The sequence below is a fragment of the Pseudoalteromonas sp. T1lg23B genome, assembly GCF_002964665.1.
Taxonomy (GTDB): domain Bacteria; phylum Pseudomonadota; class Gammaproteobacteria; order Enterobacterales; family Alteromonadaceae; genus Pseudoalteromonas.
On record NZ_PQBZ01000034.1, the window covers coordinates 955923 to 979256 of the forward strand.

At 43.4% G+C, this 23334-nt stretch carries 27 protein-coding genes; 2 read left to right on the forward strand and 25 right to left on the reverse strand.

Translation table 11 applies throughout. From position 1 onward, the window contains the following. Nucleotide 1 precedes the first annotated feature (1 nt). Genes ccmE through ccmA form a run of 5 tightly spaced genes read right to left on the reverse strand, consistent with a single transcriptional unit; the run spans nt 2 to nt 2741 of the window. Nucleotides 2–481, reverse strand: a complete 480-nt coding sequence (ccmE, locus tag C2M32_RS12735) for a cytochrome c maturation protein CcmE (RefSeq protein WP_105168749.1) — start codon at nt 479–481, stop codon at nt 2–4. Next, on the reverse strand, nt 478–681 hold the full coding sequence (gene ccmD, locus C2M32_RS12740) for a heme exporter protein CcmD (protein ID WP_105168750.1): 204 nt from the start codon (nt 679–681) through the stop codon (nt 478–480). Before ccmD ends, ccmE begins: the two co-directional genes overlap by 4 nt. Continuing rightward, nucleotides 681–1421 (reverse strand): heme ABC transporter permease, encoded by a 741-nt coding sequence (locus tag C2M32_RS12745; protein ID WP_105168751.1) that lies wholly within the window; start codon nt 1419–1421, stop codon nt 681–683. Before C2M32_RS12745 ends, ccmD begins: the two co-directional genes overlap by 1 nt. Before the next feature lies 1 nt (nt 1422). Further along, nucleotides 1423–2109, reverse strand: a complete 687-nt coding sequence (ccmB, locus tag C2M32_RS12750; RefSeq protein ID WP_105168752.1) for a heme exporter protein CcmB — start codon at nt 2107–2109, stop codon at nt 1423–1425. Beyond that, nucleotides 2106–2741 (reverse strand): cytochrome c biogenesis heme-transporting ATPase CcmA, encoded by a 636-nt coding sequence (gene ccmA / locus C2M32_RS12755; RefSeq protein ID WP_442792706.1) that lies wholly within the window; start codon nt 2739–2741, stop codon nt 2106–2108. Before ccmA ends, ccmB begins: the two co-directional genes overlap by 4 nt. Nucleotides 2742–2829: 88 nt before the next feature. Between ccmA and fliK the strand changes: the two genes are divergently transcribed. Both fliK and C2M32_RS12765 read left to right on the forward strand, forming a co-directional pair. After that, on the forward strand, nt 2830–5184 hold the full coding sequence (gene fliK, locus C2M32_RS12760) for a flagellar hook-length control protein FliK (RefSeq protein ID WP_105168753.1): 2355 nt from the start codon (nt 2830–2832) through the stop codon (nt 5182–5184). Nucleotides 5185–5192: 8 nt separating this feature from the next. Next, nucleotides 5193–5489: an EscU/YscU/HrcU family type III secretion system export apparatus switch protein gene (locus C2M32_RS12765; RefSeq protein WP_070991401.1), complete on the forward strand. Its 297-nt coding sequence runs from the start codon at nt 5193–5195 to the stop codon at nt 5487–5489. Here the strand turns inward: C2M32_RS12765 and C2M32_RS12770 are convergent, their stop codons facing one another. The 20 genes from C2M32_RS12770 to fliL all read right to left on the reverse strand — a co-directional run bounded on the left by C2M32_RS12770 (nt 5490) and on the right by fliL (nt 23318). Beyond that, complete coding sequence (locus C2M32_RS12770) at nt 5490–5912, reverse strand: DUF2802 domain-containing protein (RefSeq protein WP_442792707.1); 423 nt, start codon at nt 5910–5912, stop codon at nt 5490–5492. A 3-nt stretch (nt 5913–5915) separates the two neighbouring features. Continuing rightward, a complete protein-coding gene (locus C2M32_RS12775) occupies nt 5916–6413 on the reverse strand; it encodes a chemotaxis protein CheW (RefSeq protein WP_070984558.1) in 498 nt (165 codons plus the stop codon). Nucleotides 6414–6437: 24 nt separating this feature from the next. Then, entirely contained in the window at nt 6438–7208 is a 771-nt protein-coding gene (locus tag C2M32_RS12780) for a chemotaxis protein CheW (RefSeq protein ID WP_105168755.1), read from the reverse strand. 8 nt (nt 7209–7216) lie between these two features. Continuing rightward, a complete protein-coding gene (locus C2M32_RS12785) occupies nt 7217–7987 on the reverse strand; it encodes a ParA family protein (RefSeq protein ID WP_105168756.1) in 771 nt (256 codons plus the stop codon). 64 nt (nt 7988–8051) lie between these two features. Beyond that, nucleotides 8052–9185 carry a protein-glutamate methylesterase/protein-glutamine glutaminase gene (locus C2M32_RS12790; RefSeq protein WP_105168757.1) on the reverse strand — a complete coding sequence of 378 codons (1134 nt, stop codon included), beginning with the start codon at nt 9183–9185 and terminating at the stop codon, nt 8052–8054. Between the two features lie 76 nt (nt 9186–9261). After that, nucleotides 9262–11466, reverse strand: coding sequence for a chemotaxis protein CheA (locus C2M32_RS12795; protein ID WP_105168758.1), 2205 nt, complete (start codon nt 11464–11466; stop codon nt 9262–9264). 13 nt (nt 11467–11479) lie between these two features. Next, nucleotides 11480–12262 carry a protein phosphatase CheZ gene (locus C2M32_RS12800; RefSeq protein WP_105168759.1) on the reverse strand — a complete coding sequence of 261 codons (783 nt, stop codon included), beginning with the start codon at nt 12260–12262 and terminating at the stop codon, nt 11480–11482. A gap of 20 nt (nt 12263–12282) precedes the next feature. After that, complete coding sequence (gene cheY / locus C2M32_RS12805; protein WP_070984550.1) at nt 12283–12666, reverse strand: chemotaxis response regulator CheY; 384 nt, start codon at nt 12664–12666, stop codon at nt 12283–12285. A gap of 40 nt (nt 12667–12706) precedes the next feature. Further along, nucleotides 12707–13417: an RNA polymerase sigma factor FliA gene (locus tag C2M32_RS12810; RefSeq protein ID WP_070991614.1), complete on the reverse strand. Its 711-nt coding sequence runs from the start codon at nt 13415–13417 to the stop codon at nt 12707–12709. Nucleotides 13418–13443: 26 nt separating this feature from the next. Beyond that, entirely contained in the window at nt 13444–14304 is an 861-nt protein-coding gene (locus tag C2M32_RS12815; protein WP_105168760.1) for a MinD/ParA family ATP-binding protein, read from the reverse strand. Beyond that, complete coding sequence (gene flhF / locus C2M32_RS12820) at nt 14297–15769, reverse strand: flagellar biosynthesis protein FlhF (protein ID WP_105168761.1); 1473 nt, start codon at nt 15767–15769, stop codon at nt 14297–14299. The genes C2M32_RS12815 and flhF overlap by 8 nt, the downstream gene beginning before the upstream one ends. Before the next feature lie 21 nt (nt 15770–15790). Then, nucleotides 15791–17887, reverse strand: coding sequence for a flagellar biosynthesis protein FlhA (gene flhA / locus C2M32_RS12825; protein WP_105168762.1), 2097 nt, complete (start codon nt 17885–17887; stop codon nt 15791–15793). 64 nt (nt 17888–17951) lie between these two features. After that, nucleotides 17952–19082, reverse strand: coding sequence for a flagellar biosynthesis protein FlhB (gene flhB / locus C2M32_RS12830; RefSeq protein ID WP_105168763.1), 1131 nt, complete (start codon nt 19080–19082; stop codon nt 17952–17954). Between the two features lie 3 nt (nt 19083–19085). Further along, entirely contained in the window at nt 19086–19865 is a 780-nt protein-coding gene (gene fliR, locus C2M32_RS12835) for a flagellar biosynthetic protein FliR (RefSeq protein WP_105168764.1), read from the reverse strand. Nucleotides 19866–19867: 2 nt separating this feature from the next. Next, nucleotides 19868–20137 carry a flagellar biosynthesis protein FliQ gene (gene fliQ / locus C2M32_RS12840; protein ID WP_070984537.1) on the reverse strand — a complete coding sequence of 90 codons (270 nt, stop codon included), beginning with the start codon at nt 20135–20137 and terminating at the stop codon, nt 19868–19870. Nucleotide 20138: 1 nt separating this feature from the next. Next, the gene (fliP, locus tag C2M32_RS12845; RefSeq protein ID WP_105168765.1) at nt 20139–20879 is read right to left on the reverse strand and encodes a flagellar type III secretion system pore protein FliP; all 741 of its coding nucleotides are present in this window, start codon (nt 20877–20879) and stop codon (nt 20139–20141) included. Continuing rightward, complete coding sequence (gene fliO, locus C2M32_RS12850) at nt 20872–21273, reverse strand: flagellar biosynthetic protein FliO (protein WP_105168766.1); 402 nt, start codon at nt 21271–21273, stop codon at nt 20872–20874. Before fliO ends, fliP begins: the two co-directional genes overlap by 8 nt. Continuing rightward, nucleotides 21270–21671 (reverse strand): flagellar motor switch protein FliN, encoded by a 402-nt coding sequence (gene fliN / locus C2M32_RS12855; protein WP_070991387.1) that lies wholly within the window; start codon nt 21669–21671, stop codon nt 21270–21272. The genes fliO and fliN overlap by 4 nt, the downstream gene beginning before the upstream one ends. Nucleotides 21672–21699: 28 nt before the next feature. Continuing rightward, nucleotides 21700–22791: a flagellar motor switch protein FliM gene (gene fliM, locus C2M32_RS12860; protein WP_105168767.1), complete on the reverse strand. Its 1092-nt coding sequence runs from the start codon at nt 22789–22791 to the stop codon at nt 21700–21702. 8 nt (nt 22792–22799) lie between these two features. Next, nucleotides 22800–23318, reverse strand: a complete 519-nt coding sequence (fliL, locus tag C2M32_RS12865) for a flagellar basal body-associated protein FliL (protein WP_105168768.1) — start codon at nt 23316–23318, stop codon at nt 22800–22802. Nucleotides 23319–23334: the final 16 nt, after the last annotated feature.

Sequence of the window (23334 nt, forward strand, 5' to 3'; positions counted from 1 at the left end):
ATTAATTCTCGTTATTTAAGTTGTACTTTGGCTTCTCATGTTTAATGCCTTTTAGCGCTTCTGCTACTTCTGGTGGCATGTACTCTTCATCGTGTTTCGCCAACACTTCAAACGCTTCAATCACATCGGGTTCAACCAAAGTTCCCTGTGCTACGATCCCCTGACCCTCTCTGAACAAGTCAGGTAAAATTCCTTCATAGCGAATCGTGACCGTTGGCCCCGTATCCATCAGCTTAAAACTAACATCGAGACTGCTTTCATCTCGAACGACTGACCCCGGCACGACCATACCACCAATTCGTAGTTTTTGGCCGATAAAGGGCTTTTCTTTGTTTTCACCTTTGCCTTCAATTAGTTCTGTGGGCGTGTAAAACAAGTTAATATTTTCTTGTAACGCATACAGCATTAGCCCTATCGCTGAGCCAACCCCAAAAATAATTGCCACCACGGCGAGTAAACGTTTTTTGCGTCTCGGGTTCATACTTGCTCCTGCTGCTTGGCTTTCTTAATGCGTTCTTCACGTTTTATTTGCGCACGAACTTCATTGCGCAACCTGCTACCGTCTCTTAATGAGCTCACAAACAGCGTCAGAAGAATCGCAGCACAGCTACCAAAGGACAACCACACATAAAAACCGTAGCCTCCCATAGCCAGAAATTCATTCAATGATTCAAATTGCATCACTCACCTCGACTGACTAGTTCTCGCACCCATGGGCGGTGCCTCTCACATTGTAAGATTTCATTCTTCAAACGGATCAACGTCACGACACCAACAACCCCTGCAAATGCGGCGATGTTGATTAATAATGGCCACAGCATTGATGAATCTATCGCGGATGTATCAAATTTGGTTATGGTGGCCCCTTGGTGCAAGGTATTCCACCATTCCACTGAAAAGTGAATAATTGGTAGGTTAATCACACCAACAACGGCTAAAATACAGGCGGCGCGTCCTGCTGACTTTTTATCTTCAAACGCGTGGTATAAAGATAATACGCCTAAATATAAAAACAGTAATATGAGCTCGGATGTCAAACGAGCATCCCAAACCCACCAAGCGCCCCACATGGGTTTGCCCCAAGCAGCGCCAGTGATTAATGCTATCGCCGTCATAGCGGCCCCTACCGGAGCAATAGATATCACCGCCAACTCAGCATTACGGATTTGCCACACAAGAGCAACTATTGCGGCTATCGCCATAGAAGAATATGCACCCATTGACAATATTGCCGAGGGAACATGGATAAAAATAATGCGATAACTATCTTTTTGTTGGTAATCCGCCGGAGCATAGGCAAGACCCCATACCCAACCGACCGTCAAACATACTACGGTAATCACCGCAAAATATGGCATTAGCGTATTACATAATTGATATGCACGCTCTGCTTTTGCATAGGGATGTAACCATTTCCACATGTTAACTAACACTCACTTTTAAAGCTGAAGATATTGCGATAGGTGCACAAACGCTAGCAACGGCTAACATGGCACCTAGGATTGCGAGTTGACCGCCATAGTCTAAAGACATACTACTGGTATCGATGGCAGACGTCGCAAAAATCAGTACGGGAATATACAAGGGTAAAACCAACAAACTCATTAATATTCCACCTTTTTGTAATCCTACTGTCAGTGCTGCACCTATTGCGCCAATGAAACTCAATAAAGGCGTACCAATCAGTAAGGTTAATACAGTTGCACCAAGAGCCTGGGATTCTAAATTCATCAACAGAGCAAACATGGGCGCCATCAGTACCATGGGCAAACCCGTGATAGTCCAGTGGGCAGATACTTTTGCCAGTACTGACAGAGAAAGTGGATAAGGAGATGCTATGAGCTGCTCCAGTGAGCCATCGTTGTAATCATCCCTAAACAATTTATCTAACCCTAACATGGTCGATAACAAAGCCGCTACCCAAATAATGCCTGGTGCCATTCTTTTCAACAGAGCGGGCTCAGGACCAATCGCAAGAGGAAATAATGTGATCACGATGAGGAAGAATAGCAGAGGGTTAACAATTTCCGAGCGCTGGCGAAACGCTAACGTCACATCTTTACTGTAGACGCTAATAAATAGTTGCCAATAAGAATGCTGGGCCGTCAAAATTGATACTCCAATACGAGGGTTTTGAGTGCCGCAAAATGGGTTGTTAAATCTTGGTGGGTGGTGAGTAAAATCGCGCCTCCCTGAGCCAGATGTTCACAAAAACGTGTCTGTAGCAGCTTTACGCCCTTCTTATCGAGCGCTGTAAAAGGCTCATCCAGTATCCACAGTTTAGCGTTATTAAGCCATAGTCTCACTAACGCAACACGCCTTTGCTGACCTGCTGATAGTGTTCTCACTGGCACATCTTCTAAGCCAACCAGTCCTAACAGGGATAGCAAATCGTAAGCACGCTCGTCCACACCACAGCCATGAACACGCAGCCAGTGACAAACATTTTCATAGGCCGTTAGTTGGCCATTCACACCCGTTTTGTGGCCGATAAAAAGTAATTGCGCTGCAAACTCATCATAGTTGTTGCTAATAGACTGACCTTGAAAATGAATTTCCCCTTCATCAGGACGTGCAAACCCAGAGATGATCCGTAATAATGACGTTTTACCTGCGCCATTTGGGCCCTCAATTTGCATGATCTGCCCTGCTTCTAACGAGAAGCTTAACGATTCAAACAGACAGCGTTCTTGTTTAGTACAAGTAACAGATTTAATCTCTAGCAAATTGGTTATTCTCATTACCCAAAATTGGGCGTTAGTCTACCATAATGGTATGGTAATACGAATAACGCGTTGCGACCGATTAGCGAAAATTTGATTTAAAATAATGAATAAGCCACCGATTTCTATTCAATATTCGAACACACCTGATACAAGCTCAGCTTTAAACGAAGGGCGTGCAAATATTGACCTCTCTAAACAAGCCAGCCAGTTTGTTGCGCGAAATGTGTTAATTAAACCTGATGCGCTGCAGATGGAGGTTGAAATTGATGGTCGCTGGCAAACGATTCGACTGGCCGTAAAAGATAATAACCAACCCCCTCTGCGCTTAAACGAAGCAGTGATCACCTTAGGTGAAAATGGCCAATCCCTCACTATCAAGTCGCCAGAACAAACCGTCAATATTAAAGCAGCTAACCAGCTTTTGTCTCTATTAACTTTGATGAAAAGTGGCACGCCTGAGTCCAGTTTAAAAACCAGTGCGCATGTCACTGGCGGTAATAATCCGCAGCTTGTATTGGACAAGCTCGACCTAAAGCTTGCTTTGGATCCATCCCTTGCAAAGATCCTAACTCAAGAGCACAAACTCATTGCGCAGTTACAAGCAAACGACCATAAAATTCAGTTAAAACTTACAAATGGGTTTGCCGACCAGCTTTTCTCCAGCGTACTAGCGAAGCAGAAAGTGTCCGAGCAGCTGGCTACTTTGGGGAAAAGCCTACTTCTGCTGGTTGATAAACATGCATTACAAGTGAAATTCGCTCCCTCGCTCAAAGCGCTCACCCTACCACTGAGCAATTTACAAAGCCCACAACCTATCGGTACTGCACAGTGGCAACAAGCACAATTAAAAGCCACGACCATGGGCGTACAAATTAAAGCGCTCAGTGACCTACAACATTTGGATTTAAAACAACCCATAAAAGGTAAGTTTGCTCAAGTCAGCCCCCACATCGCACCAACACAGAGCCTTGAAACAGTATCGAGCAATCTCAACCTAGGTTATAACAAGCCTCTGATTAATATCACCATTAACGATATAAAAAAGGCTGTCGAACAAGCACTTTCGCAATGGCTATCTAAACCATTTAAGCAGTTAGCAACGAACAACACGGCGAAAACAGGACAAGGTACCCCCATTCCTAGCATGCTGCCGAGCCAAATTAGTAGTTTGCCAAAATTTGCAATGGCACCGCTTCTGTCAGTTTCACCATCAACCGATGCTCTGCCGCCGCTAGTAAAGCTGTTTGCGCAAATAAAAAACGTGTTGCAAAACCCAGCAGATGCAGGGAGTCAGAAAGGTAATAACCTAAGCGGCCATCCGAGCTCACCTAAAGCAACTAACCAAACGTCAGACAAGAATACCTTATCTTTAAGTTCAGCAACTCAATCACTAGATAACGAAACCATAAAAGCTGAACAACGTAGCGTCATCACCGAAATGCTAAAAACGCCGCTGAAAACTACGGCAAGCTCGAATGTTAGCACACTCTTGCCCATGCCAAGGGGAGACTATCAGGCTAGCCATCCCATAGAGCGTAAGTTGCTGGAGCCGCTCTTAAAGTTAGTTGCTCAGACACCAAAGCAAACCGTATCGATGCTTAATAGCCAACTAGCAACCGAAAAGATAGCGCAGCTGAGTCAATACAAAGATCCACAGTCAGTGGATATGACCAAACTAGTCCATCAAGCATTCAGCCGTATGATTGATGCGAATAATATTTCAGCTAATCATGTTATGGCTGAACTAAATAGCCTTGTCCCAGGGTTGGTTAGTAAACACCCACCAACCTCATTACCGACTAACAGCTTTACACAGGCTCTAGATAAGCTATTGGTGACAATGCTTGCATCACCTCGTGCAACTGCACCGCAGTCTTTGCCCGAAAATATAGACCAAACTCAGCGTCTTGGAGCATTGCTGGAAACCATATTACCTAATGCAAAGAGCATTGCGACAAAGCAGGTACTTCCTCATTTACAGCAGTTGAATAACACGTTACTCAGTGATTTAGCTCAGGTCCAAAACACGCTAACCAATAGCGTACAAATCACACCAACTAGTCAAAAGGTAGATAGTGAAACTCAGTTGTTACTCAGCCTTTTTATGCCCATGAAACTACCAAGCGAATGTAAACAAACCGAGCTCCAAATAGGAAAATATAAAAAGCCAGCAAAAGCAAAAATGCCAGAAAAAACCGTATGGTTTGTGCGTCTTAATTTTGATTATGCCCACCTAGGCAAACTGAGTGCTCAAGCAGAGCTGATGGATAAAGCGCTCGATTGTCAATTGGTTGCCAACACTCAGCAGGTATGTTCGTTGGCGGAGCCACATTTAGATGCTTTGCGACGAAAGCTTTGCTCACATGGTTTACAGGTGAATGAGATTACGCTTAGTGAAGATGCACAGCAAACGCATACCTTTTACGAACAACATGCTATCGTTAATATTAAAGTTTAGGAGTCAGTATGGAACAAAAAACAGCGATAGGTTTGCTGTATGAAGCAGGCAGTTCACCACATGTAGCTTGTAAAGGCTTTGGTGAGCTTGCCGAAGAGATCATCGCCCTCGCCAAGGAAAAAGGGATCATGATCCACGAGGATGCTGAACTGGCGAAAACCTTGGAACAACTCGACTTGCATCAGGAAATACCCAAAGAGCTCTACTATGTCATTGCCGAGCTCATTGCTTTTTCATATGTATTACGAGGAAAGTTTCCACCAGGATGGAAAGGTTTTAGTAATAAACTGGATATTAAGGCTTAATCAAGATTTTTGATGCAGTGACATTAACAGCTCAGCTTCCGCTCGAGGGATTTCACACTCACGCATGATTTCTTCCAAATCGGCACCCAATTCAATCATCTTAACTGCACGAGAGTAGATTTTTGCATCAGGATCATCATATTTTTGTACAGCCTGTTGCTGAGCCAGTTCCTTTGCATAGTTCTCGCACGCAACTAAACGTTTACCAATACTCATTAAACTGCTGCGTACTTCCGTTATTTCGCTACGCAAAATAGCAGTTTGATCATGATTGTCTTTTATTTTCTGCCTCAGAGACAAGACTTGCTGATGACTGCCTCCCAAACGTTTGCTCAACATAAAAACCAACCCCAAGCATACAAAAGTGAGTAAGCTTGAGGCGATCAATATAAGTAATACGAGGTTATTATTTACTACTTCCACAGTTTACAAATGACTCAACTCGTCCCACTCATCATCACTGAGTAGTTTATTTAAATCGACCAGAATAAGAAGCTCACCTTCGCGGTTAGAGACACCCTGAATGAACTTAGCACTCTCTTCAGTTCCAATATTAGGCGCACTGTCAATCTCTGAACTTCGTAAATAGACTACTTCAGCAACGCTGTCGACCAAAATACCGATAACTTGCTTTTCTGCTTCTATGATTACGATACGAGAGTTGTCTGTAACCTCAGCGCTGACCAATCCAAAACGTGCTCTAGTATCTATAACCGTTACAACATTACCACGTAGATTAATAATACCTAGCACGTACGCTGGTGCACCAGGAACAGGAGCAATTTCTGTATAGCGCAATACTTCCTGTACCTGCATCACATTAATGCCGTATGTTTCATCCTCGAGTTTATAGGTCACCCATTGAAGAACTTCATCATTACTATCGGCATTTTTGTCTGCGGAAAGTAGTCTATCTTGGCTCATGGTTTAACTCCAAAAAGATCTTGTTTACTGCTCTCGACTATCGAGGCCTTGCTCAAGCAAGCGGTTTAAATTCTCTACATCAATCAACGCGCACATTTTTTCTTTGATTACGCCTGCCAGCCATGGTCTTTTACCATTGCCTGTGCGCCATTTCACATCATCTGGCCGCAATGTAATATTGTTTACCAAATTTTCAGCTAATAATCCCCATGGGCTATCACCCAATGTGATTAAATACTGATAATCTAAGCTCTCTTCCAACTCTGCCGTATACTTTTCTGGCATTACCCAACGCGCTGTATCAACTACATTAAGTTTTTCATCACGATTTAACATCACGCCTTTAAACCACTTAGGCTTACCAAACAACTGATTTACTTCTCCTAGCTGATGGATACCACCTAGTGATTTTAATGGCACAGCCAAGGTAAGCCCTGCGACTTCAAAAAATAGTGCCTGAAACTCTTGCTCACCGTACGCTTCTTTAGCGCTAACTGGTTGATTTTTTGTTTCAGTCGATTCTTTGATAATAGTATTATTTTCTGTTATCTCAAGATCTTTCGTTTGTTCTTCAGGGATTTCCTGTGCCGCATCGGGTGGTATTTTTGCTTCAATTAACGGTTCACTTTTAAGCTGCTCGACTTGAACTTGCTCTTCAGCTTCTGATGCCAATGGAACCTGTTCAAGTAATTTGGCTACAGGCAGCAATGAGCTGTCTTCAGGTTCTTCTTCACTGAGAAGCGCCCCTAAATATTGCTTCATAACTTTTTCATTAGCAAACAAGTGTTTACTCATTACTACCTCTATTTAACCTGCAATAAATAATCAAGTAAGGCCCGATAAGCAAACACTCCCCGAGATTTTGGACAATAAGAAACGGGGACCTGTTGAGCTAAACTTGCATCTCTAAACTTTGTATCCACCGGAACCACTCCAGGCCAAACATACTCTTTGTAATTGGCTAATAGGGTTTTGTAGGCCTCCAACGAGGCTTTCGTCCGTTTGTCATACATTGTTGGCACTATGGTATATTGATATTTCTTGGATTGCGAACTTTGCATTAATTCCATGGTTCGCATCATTCGGTCCAACCCTTTCAGAGCAAGAAATTCAGTCTGTACTGGGATTAAAATCCGTTCACTGGCAGCCAACGCATTAACCATAAGTACACCAAGTACAGGTGGACAATCGATAATTGCATAGTCGTAATGGTCTTTAACTTTTTCTAGCGCTTTTTTGAGTACCAAACCCATTCCAGCTCGATTTCCCATACTTCTATCTAAAGTGGCTATAGCCATAGTAGCTGGCAATATATCCAGGTTTTCTATCGTTGAGGGGCACAATGCTTGCAAGATCTCTTCACTTTGCATGGCACTACCACGAGCAAAAATATCATAAACGCTAATCTCTAACTCTTCAGAGTCGATACCAAAATAGTAGGTCAAAGACGCATGTGGATCTGTATCTATCAACAACACACGTTTACCTTGGAGTGCTAAAATTCCCCCCAAGCTCACTGTTGTGGTCGTTTTCCCTACTCCCCCTTTTTGGTTTGCTACTGTCCAGATCTTCACGAGCTAATGCATTCTCCAAGTTGTGCGCTTATTCTTGTTGTTATTTGCTTACTGGCACCTGCAGCTAACACCCAACCTCTTTGTTGAGCTTTGCCGCAACCTCTGGCAAAGCAATATGCTCAGATGCTAGACCTGCATTCGCAACGGCTTGTGGCATCCCATAAACAACACAGGTTTTTTCGTCTTGAGCCCAAATAGTAGCACCTGCTTGCTTGAGCATACGAGCGCCATCACGGCCATCCGCTCCCATGCCTGTTAATACGATAGCTAATACATCCCCTTGATAAGCCTTAGCGGCACTTGCAAATGTAACATCCACACTTGGCTTATAGGTGATACGTGGACTATCATCTTCAAACACTCGAAGTGTCTTACTTGCCCCTCTTGCTTCAACCATCATTTGCTGGCCACCGGGCGCTAAATAGGCAACTCCCGGTTCTAAACGGTCTCCCTGCTGTGCTTCTTTTACCCTGATTTTGCACAAACTGTTCAAACGGCTGGCAAATGCAGGAGTAAACGCAGCAGGCATGTGTTGTATAAGCAAAATTGGATGGGGAAAGTTACTCGGCAACTGTGTCAAAATGGTTTGCAACGCAACTGGACCACCCGTTGATGTACCAATCGCAACAATTTGATATTTTTTGCCTGATGCCTTGAATGAAGCGCTAGAGCCACTGACTGGCGCGGTACGCTGAAACGTTCTATCAGGCTGGCTAACTCTCGTATTAGTGCCAAGGTCTTGGCTTGGGGTAGGGCGACTAGCCTGTCTTGCTGCAAACGGGCTCACAAATCGTGGTAAGCGACGACGGCCAATTTCTTTTACTTTACTCTGTAAAGACTTAATGGCTTCATCGCTGTTGCGAGCAATATCTTCAAACTTCTTTGGTAAGAAATCCAAGGCGCCTGCGTCTAAAGCATCCAGAGTAGCGCTCGCTCCCTCTCTGGTTAAAGATGAAAACATGAGAATTGGCGTAGGATTAGAAGCCATAATCTGTTTCACAGCACTAATACCATCCAAGACCGGCATTTCAACATCCATAGTGATAACGTCAGGTTTCAATTGTGCTGCTTTTTCAACAGCCTCTTTGCCATTAACAGCAAAATCAATCACCTTAATATCACTATCTAGCTCAAGAATTTCGCTTACTCTACGGCGAAAGAAACTTGAGTCATCAACTACTAACACTTTAACTGCCATTGGCACGCTCATTAAATATTCAGATCTAAAAAGTGGTGCGCAAGGCACCACTGTGTCTAACTCTTACTTAGAAACTCTACTTGCCCGCATAATGCTTCAGCATATTCGGCACATCTAAGATCAAAGCAATACCACCATCCGAGGTAATTGTCGCCCCAGCCATACCTGGCGTACCCTGCAATAGCGCATCCAAAGGTTTAATAACAACCTCTTCTTGACCTATCAATGAGTCTACGACAAATCCAACCTGCTTAGTTCCGATTTGCACTATCACCACGTGACCGTGTGCTTTACGAGTGCTCTTATCTGCACCTTTAACTAACCAATGCTCCAAATAAAACAGTGGAATTGCTTTTTCACGCACGATAATCGTTAGTTGTCCATCTACAATGTTGGTCTTAGTTAGGTCTAAATGGAAAATCTCACTAACGCCAGCAAGAGGTAACGCAAAGGTCTGCTCTCCTACAATGACCATTAGTGTAGGCAGTATCGCTAAGGTTAACGGTACTTTTATTTCTAAAATTGTACCTACACCCAACTCAGATTGAATATTGACTGAACCGTTTAGCTGGGTGATCTTAGTTTTCACTACATCCATCCCCACTCCACGACCAGAAATATCCGATATTTCTTCTTTGGTCGAAAAGCCAGGTGCAAAGATTAAATTGTATGCCTCGGTATCAGACAATCTACTCGCTTGATCTGAGTCGATAACACCTTTACTAATCGCGATCTTTTTCAGCTTTTCAGGGTCCATACCAGCACCATCATCGCGAATGGTCAGCAAGATATGATCACCCTCTTGCGATGCTGACAGCGTCACTGTACCTGTGCGTGCTTTTCCTGCGGCTTCTCGCACACTTGGCATTTCAATACCGTGGTCAACTGAATTACGCACAAGGTGAACAAGCGGATCGGCTAGTGCTTCTACTAAGTTTTTATCTAAGTCGGTCTCTTCACCTTCCAACACTAGATTAATATCTTTTTTCAGGCTTCTGGCTAAGTCCCTAACAACTCTCGGGAAGCGACCAAATACTTTTTTGATGGGCTGCATGCGTGTTTTCATCACAGCGCCTTGCAAGTCGGCGGTCACCACATCTAAATTTGAGATAGCCTTACCCATCGCTTCACTGTTGGTATTATTTGCCAAACTCACCAAGCGGTTCCGGACTAATACTAATTCGCCCACCATATTCATTATTTGATCTAACCGTTTAGTATCAACACGAACTGTGGTCTCAGCTTGAGCTGCTGGCGCTTTCTTCGCTGCCGCAGGTGCAGCTGCTGTTTTACTCTCAGGCGCTGGAGCGGGTGCCGCTTTTGCAGCGGCTGCTGGCTTAGCAACCTCGGGCTTCACAGGTTCTACAGGCTTCTGTGGTTCCTTTGGTTTATCAACTTTAGCCGTAGTAGCAGGTGTGTTTTCAACCGAACGCGGTGCTGTCCCTTTGCCATGAAGCTCATCTAATAACGCTTCAAACTCGTCATCATCAATCTCATCATCACTACTGCTTGATGATTGAGTTTCCTTTTTGCTTGATTCTACTGGGGCCGTCTCTTGTGACTTATTAATTGTGCCAAAACTACCAACACCATGTAACTCGTCTAGCAAGCTGTCAAATTCATCATCGGTAATATCGCCATCACTATCAGATTCACTACTGGCAGCAGATTGACTAGCTTTTGCAGGACCATTGCCTGCACCATGTAATTCATCTAGCAAGCTTTCGAATTCATCTTCGGTTATTTCGTCGATACTGCCATCATCTTGCCCTGTTTCTGGGCCCGATGCGTCAAGGTCGAAGAAAACATCGTCAGCTCCCATCTCTTCTTCGGGAGGCTGCTCGACAACGACTTCTTCGTCTTGTGGAGTATCGATAGCTTCGTCTTCTGTTTGCGGTTTGCTAAGTTGATGAAGCGTTTCAAGTAGCGCAGGGTCGGCTGGTTCTGGTTGTTCACGATTCTGAATGTGAGCAAACATTTCATTAATCGTATCAAGTGATTGCAAAATAACATCCATTAATTCAGATGTAACTTTGCGTTGCCCCTGGCGTAGCACATCAAACACGTTCTCCGCGCCATGACAGGCATCGACCAGTTCGGTCATGCTCAAAAACCCTGCACCACCTTTGACCGTATGAAAACCTCGGAAAATTGCATTGAGCAACTCTTTATCTTCAGGGTTGTTTTCTAACTCTACGAGCTGCTCAGACAGTAACTCAAGGATCTCTCCAGCTTCAACGAGAAAGTCTTGTAAGATATCTTCATCGACTTCAAAGCTCATGCATACTCTCCTATTAGAAGCCTAAACTTGACAGTAAATCGTCCACTTCATCTTGACCTGAAACAACATCATCCCGGGTTTCAGCATCAATAATCGGACCCTCTGGCCCTGAAATTTCATTTACGTCAATATCAACCTCACTTTTCGCAGCAACCTGAGCCTCAGACTTTTTCTTCTTGCTCGGTAGCTCATCCGTAGTGCCAAAAACGGTTAATAAATTAATTAGGCTATCTTCGACTTCTCTAACTAGCTCTATAACCCGACGAATAACTTGCCCTGTCAAATCTTGATAGTCTTGAGCCATTAATACATTTGTCATCAAACTTTGTAATTCATCAGTACGTGTTTGTGACCCCTGCATAAACCTGTCTAAATCGTGACATAAAGACTTAAACTCTCCTAGCTGAATGTCACGCCGCATAAGGCGGTCCCAAGTTGGTTTAATACTTGACAGTTCATCTGCTAGTTCTTGTGCCAACGGAAGGCTCGCCTCAACAGCGTCCATGGTTTTATTGGCGGCATTCTCTGTCATTTCCATGACATAGTTTAAACGTTGTTTAGCATCGGGAATGGCTTCAGTCGTCAAATCAGCAAGACGCGTGTCGAGTTCAAAATTTTTCAAAGATTCATGCAATTGGCGAGTTAATTTACCCACCTCAGCAAACAACTCGGATTGCTCTTTATTGGCAGCGTCCAAAATTAATTGATCTGCTTTTTCTTGTTCACCTTGTTCTAAGTAAGCAACAAGCTGCTTTGCCTGCTCAAGGCTGATCTGAGGCACAGAAGGCGTTGACATTAGCCTCTCCTTCTTATTTATTAGCCTAAACGTTCAAACACTTTTTCTAACTTAGTTTTCAGTGTTCCTGCGGTAAATGGTTTGACGATGTAACCGTTCACCCCAGCTTGGGCAGCGGCTACGATTTGTTCTTTCTTTGCTTCCGCAGTTACCATTAACACTGGGATATGCTTAAGGTTTTCATCTGCTCTGATTGCGCGTAGCAGATCTATCCCTTGCATACCAGGCATATTCCAATCAGTTACTACAAAGTCAAAATCTTGATTTTGTAGCATTGGAAGCGCAGTACTGCCATCATCAGCTTCTTGTACATTGGTAAAGCCTAAATCTCTTAGCAGGTTTTTGATTATTCTCCTCATTGTAGAAAAATCATCAACCACGAGAATTTTCATGTTTTTATCCAAAACATCCTCCAGTGAGGTTTGAACCTATTATTTTTTTACTCTAATTTACCCAGTCATTGATCTTGGCACGAAGCCTTATCATTGCCTGCCCATGAATTTGGCTAACACGAGATTCACTTACATCTAGTATCTGGCCGATTTCTTTTAAATTCATTTCATCGTTGTAATAAAGCGACAACACTAGGGCGTCTCTTTCTGGCAAAGATTTTATCGCTGCCACCAACGACTCGTTAAAGCGTTCATTTTTAACGTTATTAAATGGTTTGTCTAGCGATAAATCGTTGTCTGCAGGCGAAATGACGTCTTCATCTACACCTAAGTCCTCAATACCTATTACTTTACTGGTATTTACATCATTTAGAATATGATGGTACTCATCCAGCGTAATAGCAAGTTTTTCAGCTATTTCAGTATCTTTTGGTTCTCGGTTGAGGAGGGATTCTAATTCTGCAATGGCTTCTGCAACCATACGACTTTTGCGATGTACTGAACGTGGTGCCCAATCGCCTCGACGGATTTCATCTAACATAGCTCCACGAATGCGGATGCCGGCGAAAGTTTCAAAGCTGGCACCTTTTGAAGCATCAAAGTTTTTGGTTGCCTCTATCAGACCAATCATTCCTGATTGCATCAAATCATCTAGCAAAATATTAGCAGGCAACCTAGCCAATAGGTGACAAGCTACCTTTTTCACAAGTGGCGCATGACGTTCAACCACTTTATGTAGATGTTCTGACGTTTGATACCCCATCGCTTTACTCACCGATGATGCCATAGTTACCCATTGACAAGTTGTTCAATAAAAAACTCAAGATGCCCTGACGGTTGATGCGGTATGGGCCATTTCACAGCTTTACTTGCTAGACCTCTAAATGCAACTGCTGCTGGTGAATTCGGGAAGAGTTCTACGATGGTTTTTTGACGTCTTGAAGACTTCCGCATATTTTCATCAAACGGGATAGTTGCAACAAGTTCTAAAGCCACATCTAAAAACCTGTCTGTTACTTTTGACAGTTTAGCAAATAATTCCTGTCCTTCTCGCAAACTACGCACCATGTTAGCAACAATTTTAAACCGATAAACACCGTGTTCACGACTCAATACTTTAATTAAAGCATAGGCATCAGTTATCGAGGTAGGTTCATCACATACCACCACAACTACATCCTGTGCAGCACGAGAAAAGCTCAATACCATATCCGAAATACCTGCGGCAGTATCAACGATTAAGATATCAAACTCTGTGTTTAACTCGCTAAATGCTCGGATCAGGCCAGCATGTTCAGCTGGCGTCAACTCTACCATGCTTTGCGAACCTGATGTTGCAGGAACAATTTTTATACCAGCAGGACCTTCCACCAAAATTTCGTCTAATTCACATTCACCCGATAAAACATGTGACAAATTCTTTTCGACTCTTAAACCCAACATCACATCACAGTTCGCCAACCCCAAGTCGGCATCGAGTACCAACACTCGATTTCCTTGCTGGCCTAGCGCTATTGCGGTATTCAAAGATACATTGGTTTTACCCACTCCACCTTTACCGCCCGTTACCGCGATAACTTTAACACCGTGATTACTATTTTGACTCATTTTACGCAGGCCACTTGCTTGATCTAATACTGTGTTAATCATACATTCCTACTGTCTGAGACGCTACTGGTACAGGTCTCGAATGTTGTGCTTTTATTCTTTTTAAATACAATTGCTCAGCCTTTTTGACTAGCTTTTGTGCATTTGCTACGCGAATATCTTCTGGAACTCGCTGTCCATTGGTAAGATACCCTATTGGTAAGCGATTTTGAATCGCAATACTAATAATCTCGCCCAAACTTAGACACTCATCAAGTTTAGTAAAAATACAGCCAGTTAGGTTCACTTTTTGGAAATGGCGAACCGTCTCTTGTAACACATGCATTTGTGATGTCGCACTTAATACCAAATAGCTACGAATGTCAACGCGAGTGCTACGCATCAAAGTATTCAACTGCTCAGTCAAACGCAAGTCTCTTTGACTCATTCCTGCCGTATCTATTAATACTAGTCGTTTATTGCGCAAGTGGTATAACACTTCAGCCAGTTCATTTGCATCTTTTACTTGCTTAACCGGACAGCCGATAATTCGGCCATAGGTTGATAACTGCTCATATGCACCAATACGGTAAGTGTCTGTAGTAATTAGAGCAACTTTGTCAGCGCCAAATTTCTGCGCGCCTAACGCAGCTAATTTAGCAACGGTTGTTGTTTTACCGACCCCTGTTGGTCCAACAAAAGCGAATACTCCACCTTGGCGAAGAATATCATTGTTAGTGGTATGCATCTGGTTTACAACCATGTTTAGTAATGCATTCCAAGCTTCTTTGCGTGATACGTCATCAGGAATGAAACACGCCATTTGCTCAGCTACATCAGCATCAATGCCCATACCCTGCAAACGGTCGATTAGACAAGCGCGTGTTGGATCTCGGCGTGCCATCTCTTGTTTCATCAAGCCAGAGACTTGATGTTCAAGAAGCTGACGAATGGCATTCATTTCTTCGCGCATTGATGTCATTTCATCATGTTTAGGATCACTGTGCTCCATGTCATCGCCAAAACCTGACTCTAATTCATCATCAAACTGCCAATTTGATGTCTGAGCTTGCGTGCTGTGACTGTGTTCTGGCTGTCTAAAACGCTCATGATTATGCATTTGCGCGTCGGCTTGCTGCTGACGAGGTTTAAATACTTGTTCAGTATCAATGCCCGATTGGGAAAACATAGACGCAAGCTGCGGTGAGCGAGGACGTGGAGCTTGACGTTCCAAAAGAGCTTCTAGGCTGTCCGCTACTTGTGCTTGTGGTTCAGGGCGTGCTTGCTGAGGCTCAGGACGTACAAAGCGAGGTGATGTTGAGCGAGGTTGCTGCACCTGTTGCTGCGCAGCTTCCTGTGCACTTGGCTTAGGAGTTGCTGGTGCTCGATCATTATCAATTGCAGCGACAATTTCGACGCCATCGGCCAATTTTTTATTCGACATAATAACCGCATCTACACCAAGCTCTTCTTTCACTTCTTTTAGTGCAGTTCGCATATCTTTGGCAAAAAAACGTTTGATCTTCATGTTACAACCCCTTAAATCCTATTACTGTCCAACTGAGCTCACAATCTTAATTTGTCTTTCATCTGGCACTTCTTGATATGACATCACTCGAAGGCCGGGGATCGTATGTTTAACAAATCTTGAAAGCACACTTCTTAACATACCTGAGGTTAATAAAATGGACGGATCACCTAGCATTTCTTGCGTTTGATGAGCTTCTCTCAATGAGTTTTGAAGCCGCTCTGCAAGGCCTGGTTCTATGCCCGCCCCTTCATCACCTGCGTTCTGAAGTGACTGATGCAACATCTGTTCCAACTCAGGCGCCAATGTTATGACAGGGATTTCATCAGCGTTACCAACTGCATCTTGAACGATGAGCCTACGTAGTGAAATTCGTACCGCAGCCGTTAATACATCTGGGTCTTGACTACGAGGTCCATATTCAACAAGAGTCTGAACAATTGAGCGCATGTCTCTAATTGCAACGCCTTCGTTAAGTAGATTTTGTAGTACTTTTACAACGGTTGTAAGTGGTAACACATCAGGCACGAGCCCTTCGACTAAGCGAGGATGGCTCTTGGCCAGCATGTCTAATAGGTTCTGAACTTCCTCATGACCTAATAATAACGCAGCATTATTTGTCAACAGTTGACTAATATGGGTTGCAACCACTGTCGCAGCATCAACAACGGTATAGCCTAACGAGTGTGCCTCGTCTTTTTGTTCAGGCTTGATCCAAACTGCATCTAAGCCAAAAGCGGGATCTTTGGTTTCAATGCCCTTTATAGGACCAAAGACTTGGCCTGGGTTAATGGCCAGCTCATCACCATGCTTTAACTCACCCTCACCAGACCCCACACCCATTAAGGTAATATTGTAGGCATTTGGGTCTAACTCGAGATTGTCACGAATATGAACAGGCGGTACCAAGAAGCCCAACTCTTGAGATAGCTTTTTACGCACACCCTTAATGCGATTCAACAACTCCCCGCCTTGTGACTGATCAACCAGCGGGATCAAACGGTAGCCCACTTCTAAGCCAATTACATCAACAGGCTGAACATCATCCCAGCCAAGCTCTTTTTGCTCTTGTTTATTTGCCACTGCAGTGCCTTTGGCAGCTTCATCAGCTGCGGCTTCGGCCACATCTTTTTTCTGTTTCTGAGTGAAGTAAGCTAGATACCCAAGTAGTGCCCCTAAGCTCAAAAATGCAAAATGTGGCATTCCAGGCACTAGACCCATAACAATTAAGATGCCAGAAGCGATAAATAACGACTTTTCATTACCTAGTTGGGTTTTGAATTGATCACCCATGTTATGGGATTCATTTTGACGGGTAACAACAATCGCAGTACCAATAGATAGCAACAGTGAAGGAAGTTGGGCAACCAAGCCATCACCAATTGTTAGCAATGTGTAGACTTCCATTGCACGGCTAAAAGGCAAATCATGTTGGATCATACCAACAAACAAACCGCCAATAATGTTAATAGCAAGAATGACGATACCTGCTATCGCATCCCCTTTTACAAATTTGCTGGCACCATCCATCGAACCATAAAAATCGGCTTCACGTGTCACTTCTTCACGTCTTGCTCTGGCATCATCCGCACTGATAAAACCCGCGTTTAAATCGGCGTCAATCGCCATCTGCTTACCTGGCATAGCATCTAATGTGAAACGTGCTGAAACTTCTGAGATACGCCCCGCACCTTTTGTAATAACCACAAAGTTGATGATAATTAAGATAAGAAAGACCACTAAACCAACGGCATAATTACCACCAATAACCACCGAGCCAAATGCTTCAATCACTTTACCCGCGGCGTCACCGCCGTTGTGACCTTCCAATAGTACTACCCGTGTACTGGCAACATTCAGAGCCAGACGCATGATAGTCGCAATGAGTAAAACGGCAGGAAACATACCGAATTCAAGTGGCTTCATGGTGTATACCGTCACCAGTAACACCACTAAAGCTAATGCAATGTTGAAAGAGAATAGAATATCCAGCAAAAAAGGTGGTAGAGGTAGTATCACCATCCCCAAAGCCGCCAATACCAGCAACGGTGTACCGACACCTTTGGCGTATTCTTTTTTATCTTTGTTGAGCTGTGCTAAAACCGCTTTAAATTCCATAACTTAACAACTGCAAAATATTGACACTATGCAGATAAAGCAAGTTACGAGCCAATTATTAGGTCTAATGTTTTAAGTTATCTGGGATAGGTAAGTCTTTGCTGAGTGACGTAGGGCGACGTCCTCGGCCTTTATTAAAACGCTTTAACTGGAATACATAGGCCAACACTTGTGCCACTGCGGTGAATAACTGATCTGGAATTTGCTGCCCTATTTCTGTGGTGTGATATAACGAGCGCGTCAGCGCGGGCGATTCAACAATGGGGACTTCATTACCAATCGCGACTTTTCGAATCTGCATAGCAATTTCATCCACCCCTTTTGCAACAACCATTGGCGCTCCTGCTTTTTCCGTATCATATTTAAGAGCAACAGAATAATGTGTCGGGTTAGTGACCACCACATCCGCGTCGGGTACATCTTGCATCATACGTCGCTGCGACATTTCTCGCTGCGTGCGCCTAATTCTAGCTTTTATCTGTGGATCACCTTCAGAATTCTTATATTCATCTTTCACCTCCTGCAGCGTCATTTTTAATTGTTTGTGGTGGTTGTAGCTTTGGTATGGGGCATCGATCGCGGAGATAACCACTAACGTGCAGCTCAAGCCTAAAAACATCCACGCTAAAATCTCCAACGCGTGGATCACACTGCTCGGCATAACTTCTATGCTCAGGTGAAGAATTTCATAAAAGAAAGCGCTGATCAGGAAAATCGCGCTACCAGCCACCAACACAAACTTGAGTATTGATTTTACAAGCTCGACAGCGGCTTGTGGCCCTAACATCCGTTTAAGACCCTTCATAGGTGACATCTTACTCGCTTTTGGTGCTGCGGCCTGCCAACTGAAATTGAACCCTCCCAGTAAGGTATTACCCACGACTCCCGCAATAACAATGATTAAAACAAACATCGCCATCGGAAAAAAAAGCTCAGAAAAAACACTTTCCCATACAGCAAACATTTTGGTGGTATCGTAACTTTCGTTGCGATTTAGGTTCAGTGCGCGGCCCATGATGTTGTACAACCCTTTACCTATCGCTGGTCCATACAACAATAAAGCGATGGCTGAAAAGATCAGCACAAAAGTTGTTCCCAGCTCTTTAGAGCGAGCAACCTGCCCTTTTTTTCGAGCCTCACTAATTTTCTTCTCGGTGGGCTCTTCCGTGCGTTCTTGACCAGAATCTTCTGCCATATGCTAAACCGTACAACCTATTAAGTTACACATCAGTTCTGTCATTTTTAGCCATTGAAATTCAAACTGCACAACAAAATTACCCAGGGTGGCCCAAATAATGGTTAAACCTGCTACGAGTGTGAATGCAAAGCCCACAGAGAAAATATTCATTTGTGGTGCCGCACGTGTCATTATGCCAAACGATATATTAATCACTAACATTGCAGTAAGAGGAGCTAACGAAAGCGCTAGCGCGGTCGTAAACATCCAACCACCCCAATTAACAATCTGCCAGTAGTTATCTACCACCCACCACTGACCGTTAATGGGAAAAGTTTCAAAGCTAAAAATGATCATATTCATCATCATCAAATGACCATTAAAAACAAAGAATAACAAAGTTGCCAAGATGAGATAAAACTGCCCCACTGCAGGTACACTCAAGCCATTCGCAGGGTCAACAACTGAAGCGAACCCCAGACCCGTTTGCATTGCAAGAATTTGCCCAGCAATGATAAACGTATTGAGTAACAACAGTGACGCAAAACCAATGGCAATGCCAATGATCATCTGTTGGATTACCACCAGTAACATTGAAAAAGAAAACAGCTGAACAAATTCAGCCTTTGGAAGTGCAGGCATAACCGCAAAGGTTATGACAACAGATAAGGCCAATTTAATTCTTGTGGGTACTGTTTGCGCTCCCAAGCCGGCCATAACCATGACCATTGAGCTGATCCGCACCAGAGGCAGTAACAGATCACTGAGCCACTGCATGATAGTTGCAATTGGAAATTCCATCACTAACCTGCTATTTCAGGGATCCGCATCACAAGACTCGTGAAGAAATCCATGAGTTCTTGGGTAAACCAGTGACCTCCAACGATCAATGCAAGAATAGTAACTATCAAACGGGGCAAGAAACTCAAAGTTTGTTCGTTGATTGAGGTTGCAGCCTGAAATACAGCAACTACCAAACCAATCATTAATCCGGGAAGTACAATTGCCGCAACCAGTTTTATGACCAAAAACAGTGAATCGCTGAGTATATCGACAAATACTTCGGGTTCCATATTACACCCCTAGGCCAAAACTGCGGGCCAACGTACCCATCACTAACCCCCAGCCATCGACCAATACGAATAGCATGATCTTAAATGGTAAAGAAACGATCATGGGTGACAACATCATCATACCCATTGCCATTAATACACTGGCAACCACAAGATCAACAATCAAAAATGGTATGAAAAACATAAAACCAATAATAAATGCAGTCTGAAGCTCACTGGTCACAAATGCGGGGATGATCACCACAAAAGGGGTATCTTCTGGCCTATCTAATTTGTCATACCCAGCTATTTTGGCAAAGGTCTCCAAATCTTTTATACGTGTTTGCGAAAGCATAAAAGCTTTTAGCGGCTCTTTCGCCTGCTCTAATGCTTGTAGTGATGTCAGTTGCTCATTTAAGTATGGCTGTACCGCTCTGTCATTTATTTGGCTGAATATGGGAGCCATAATAAAGAACGTTAAAAACAAAGATATACCCAAAAGAATTTGGTTTGAAGGAGACTGTTGAAGACCAATTGCTTGCCTTAAAATGGCCAAAACCACGATGATGCGCGTAAATGAAGTCATCATTATTACTGCTGCTGGAATGAAACTCAGGGCAGTCATAATGGCAAGGACTTGTAATGTTACTGAGTATTCTTGCGAACCATCTGGATTAGTGGTGACACTTAGCGCATCGATACCTTCAGCGCCTGCAAAAGGTAAAAAGCCCAGACCTATAAGCGCTATTAAAAATCTAATCATAAGAACTATTCTTGTTATTTTGTCTACCTACAAATCGCCCAAGCTCTTTTGCAAATGCTGGCACCTGTGCTTCTTCTAGCGGCTGATCTAATTGATATAAATAGTTTATGCTATGAGGCGTTACGCCAAGCAAATGCTGTTTATTATCTATTTCTATTACCATTAAGCGCTCTTTTGTGCCTAATGGCAGACTGCGTATGACCTTAAAGTCTTTGCTATTGCCTAGGTTAGGATTGAGTTTTTTAACCAACAATCCCAAACCAATAATCACTGCAACGACCAGCATTAATGACAAGCCCATCGACAACAGCTCTGTACTCAAGCCTGTCATTTCCTGTTTTGCTATCACTGGCATCGCTGCCACAAGCAAAAATGTGCTGGTTAATACCTTCATCGTAGTTTTTTGATACGTTCAACTTGGCTAATTACGTCAGTTAAGCGTATACCAAATTTATCGTTCACAACCACTACTTCACCATGTGCAATTAGTGTACCGTTAACAAGAACATCTAGCGGTTCACCAGCTACTCGGTCAAGCTCAACAACCGAACCTTGGTTTAATTGTAGCAAGTTACGAATGTTTATTTTAGAGCGCCCCACTTCCATCGAAATAGTAACTGGAATATCTAAAATAGTATCTAATTTACGTTTCTCGTCTGGCGATAGGTTGGAAGTCGTGTCTTTTAGTTCATCCAATTCAGCCACTTCTGGCTCACTGGAGACATTTTCACTTTCTTCTGCCTCAGCTAATGCCGCAGCCCATTCGTCCATTGTATCTTGATCATCACTCATACTATCAAAACCTTTATGTAATCAATTCTTACCAATCTAAGTCCACACCTTCAGAAAGATGTAAATCTTCTTCCAATTCCGCAAGCTCTGCATCCGAGTCAAGCTTCTTGCCACCTTTAGTGAACACATGTAGTTCAGATTTAACCGACTCTGGGCGTTTAATTTTTTCACTAATTTGCAATGCAACGTTGTCTCTAGAACGCCCCATCTTCGCTCTAAATGTAGGCAGTTCTTCGATAAATACGGTGATATACTCTGGCATCTCCACAGGAATAACATCTCCTGCTTTTAAGCCCATAATTTGTTCTAGAGTCAAATCTATCTCAAGTAATTGTGTAGATAGTTCAACTTCAACATCCATAATCTCATCACGTAGTGCCTTACTCCAACGCAAATCGGTATCTTCAGTGTCCGACTGCACACCAGCATCTAACAATTCACGGATAGGCTCCAGCATCGAGTAAGGTAGTGAAATATGAAAATCTCCACCCCCACCATCCAACTCAATGTGGAATGAACTGATGACCACAACCTCAGTAGGACTCACGATGTTAGCCATCGCTGGGTTTACTTCAGAGTCGAGATATTCAAACGATACATCCATAACGGGAGCCCAAGCTTCTTTATAATCTTCAAAGATTATTTTTAAAAGCATTTGGACTATTCGACGCTCTGTTGGTGTAAATTCTCGACCTTCAATTTTCGCATGATAACGGCCATCACCGCCAAAGAAGTTATCTACTAGAATAAAGACTAGACGCGCTTCCATCGTAATCAGACCGGTTCCTTTTAGAGGTCTAAAGCGCACCATATTTAAGCTAGTTGGAACAAACAAGGTATGAATATACTCACCGAACTTGAGCATTTGTACCCCGTTAATTGATACCTCAGCAGTGCGGCGCATCATATTGAATAGGCTAATACGCATATGTCGAGCGAAACGTTCATTAACAATTTCGAGGGTCGGCATACGACCACGAACAATACGGTCCTGTGATGAAAAGTCATACTGTAGTGCAGTCGACTCCCCGTCATCACCTTCGCCTATTTCTTCCTCTTCGACATCATCAACACCATGGAGTAGCGCATCAATTTCGTCTTGGGATAATAAATCACTCACTTAAGACCTCACTGCATTACAAAGCCGGTGAATAGCACACGTTCAATGACTTTACTGCCCTCAACCCCTTCCATTGCTTCCTGTACTTTGTCTACTGCTGACAAACGTAACGATTCCTTTCCTGCACTGGTACTTAGCTCGTCCGCTGTTGTTGTCGAAAATACACTTAACAGCGTTCCCTCTATCAAAGGAATATGCTTTTTTGCTATTTCTTCGTTGATATCACCACGGACCAAAAGCTGTACTTTGATTTGTACGATGCGGTCTCTGCTTGCGCCTGGCACATTAAATACAAATGGTCTTGGCATGGCCACGTAAAGAGCACTACCTGTATTTGCCGAAGATGAGTTGGCTGTAACTTGTTGTGCCGTTTCTTCTTCAGCCAGTGTCTCAACTGGCGCCTCATCTGAGGAAGTCAAAAACCAAATACCAGCAGCAACCAATACCACTACTGCAACAGCCGCAATAATAATTTTTTTCTTATTACCACCCGCTTCTTCTATTTCTAAGTCGGTTTCTTCTGCCATTGTTAATCCTTATATA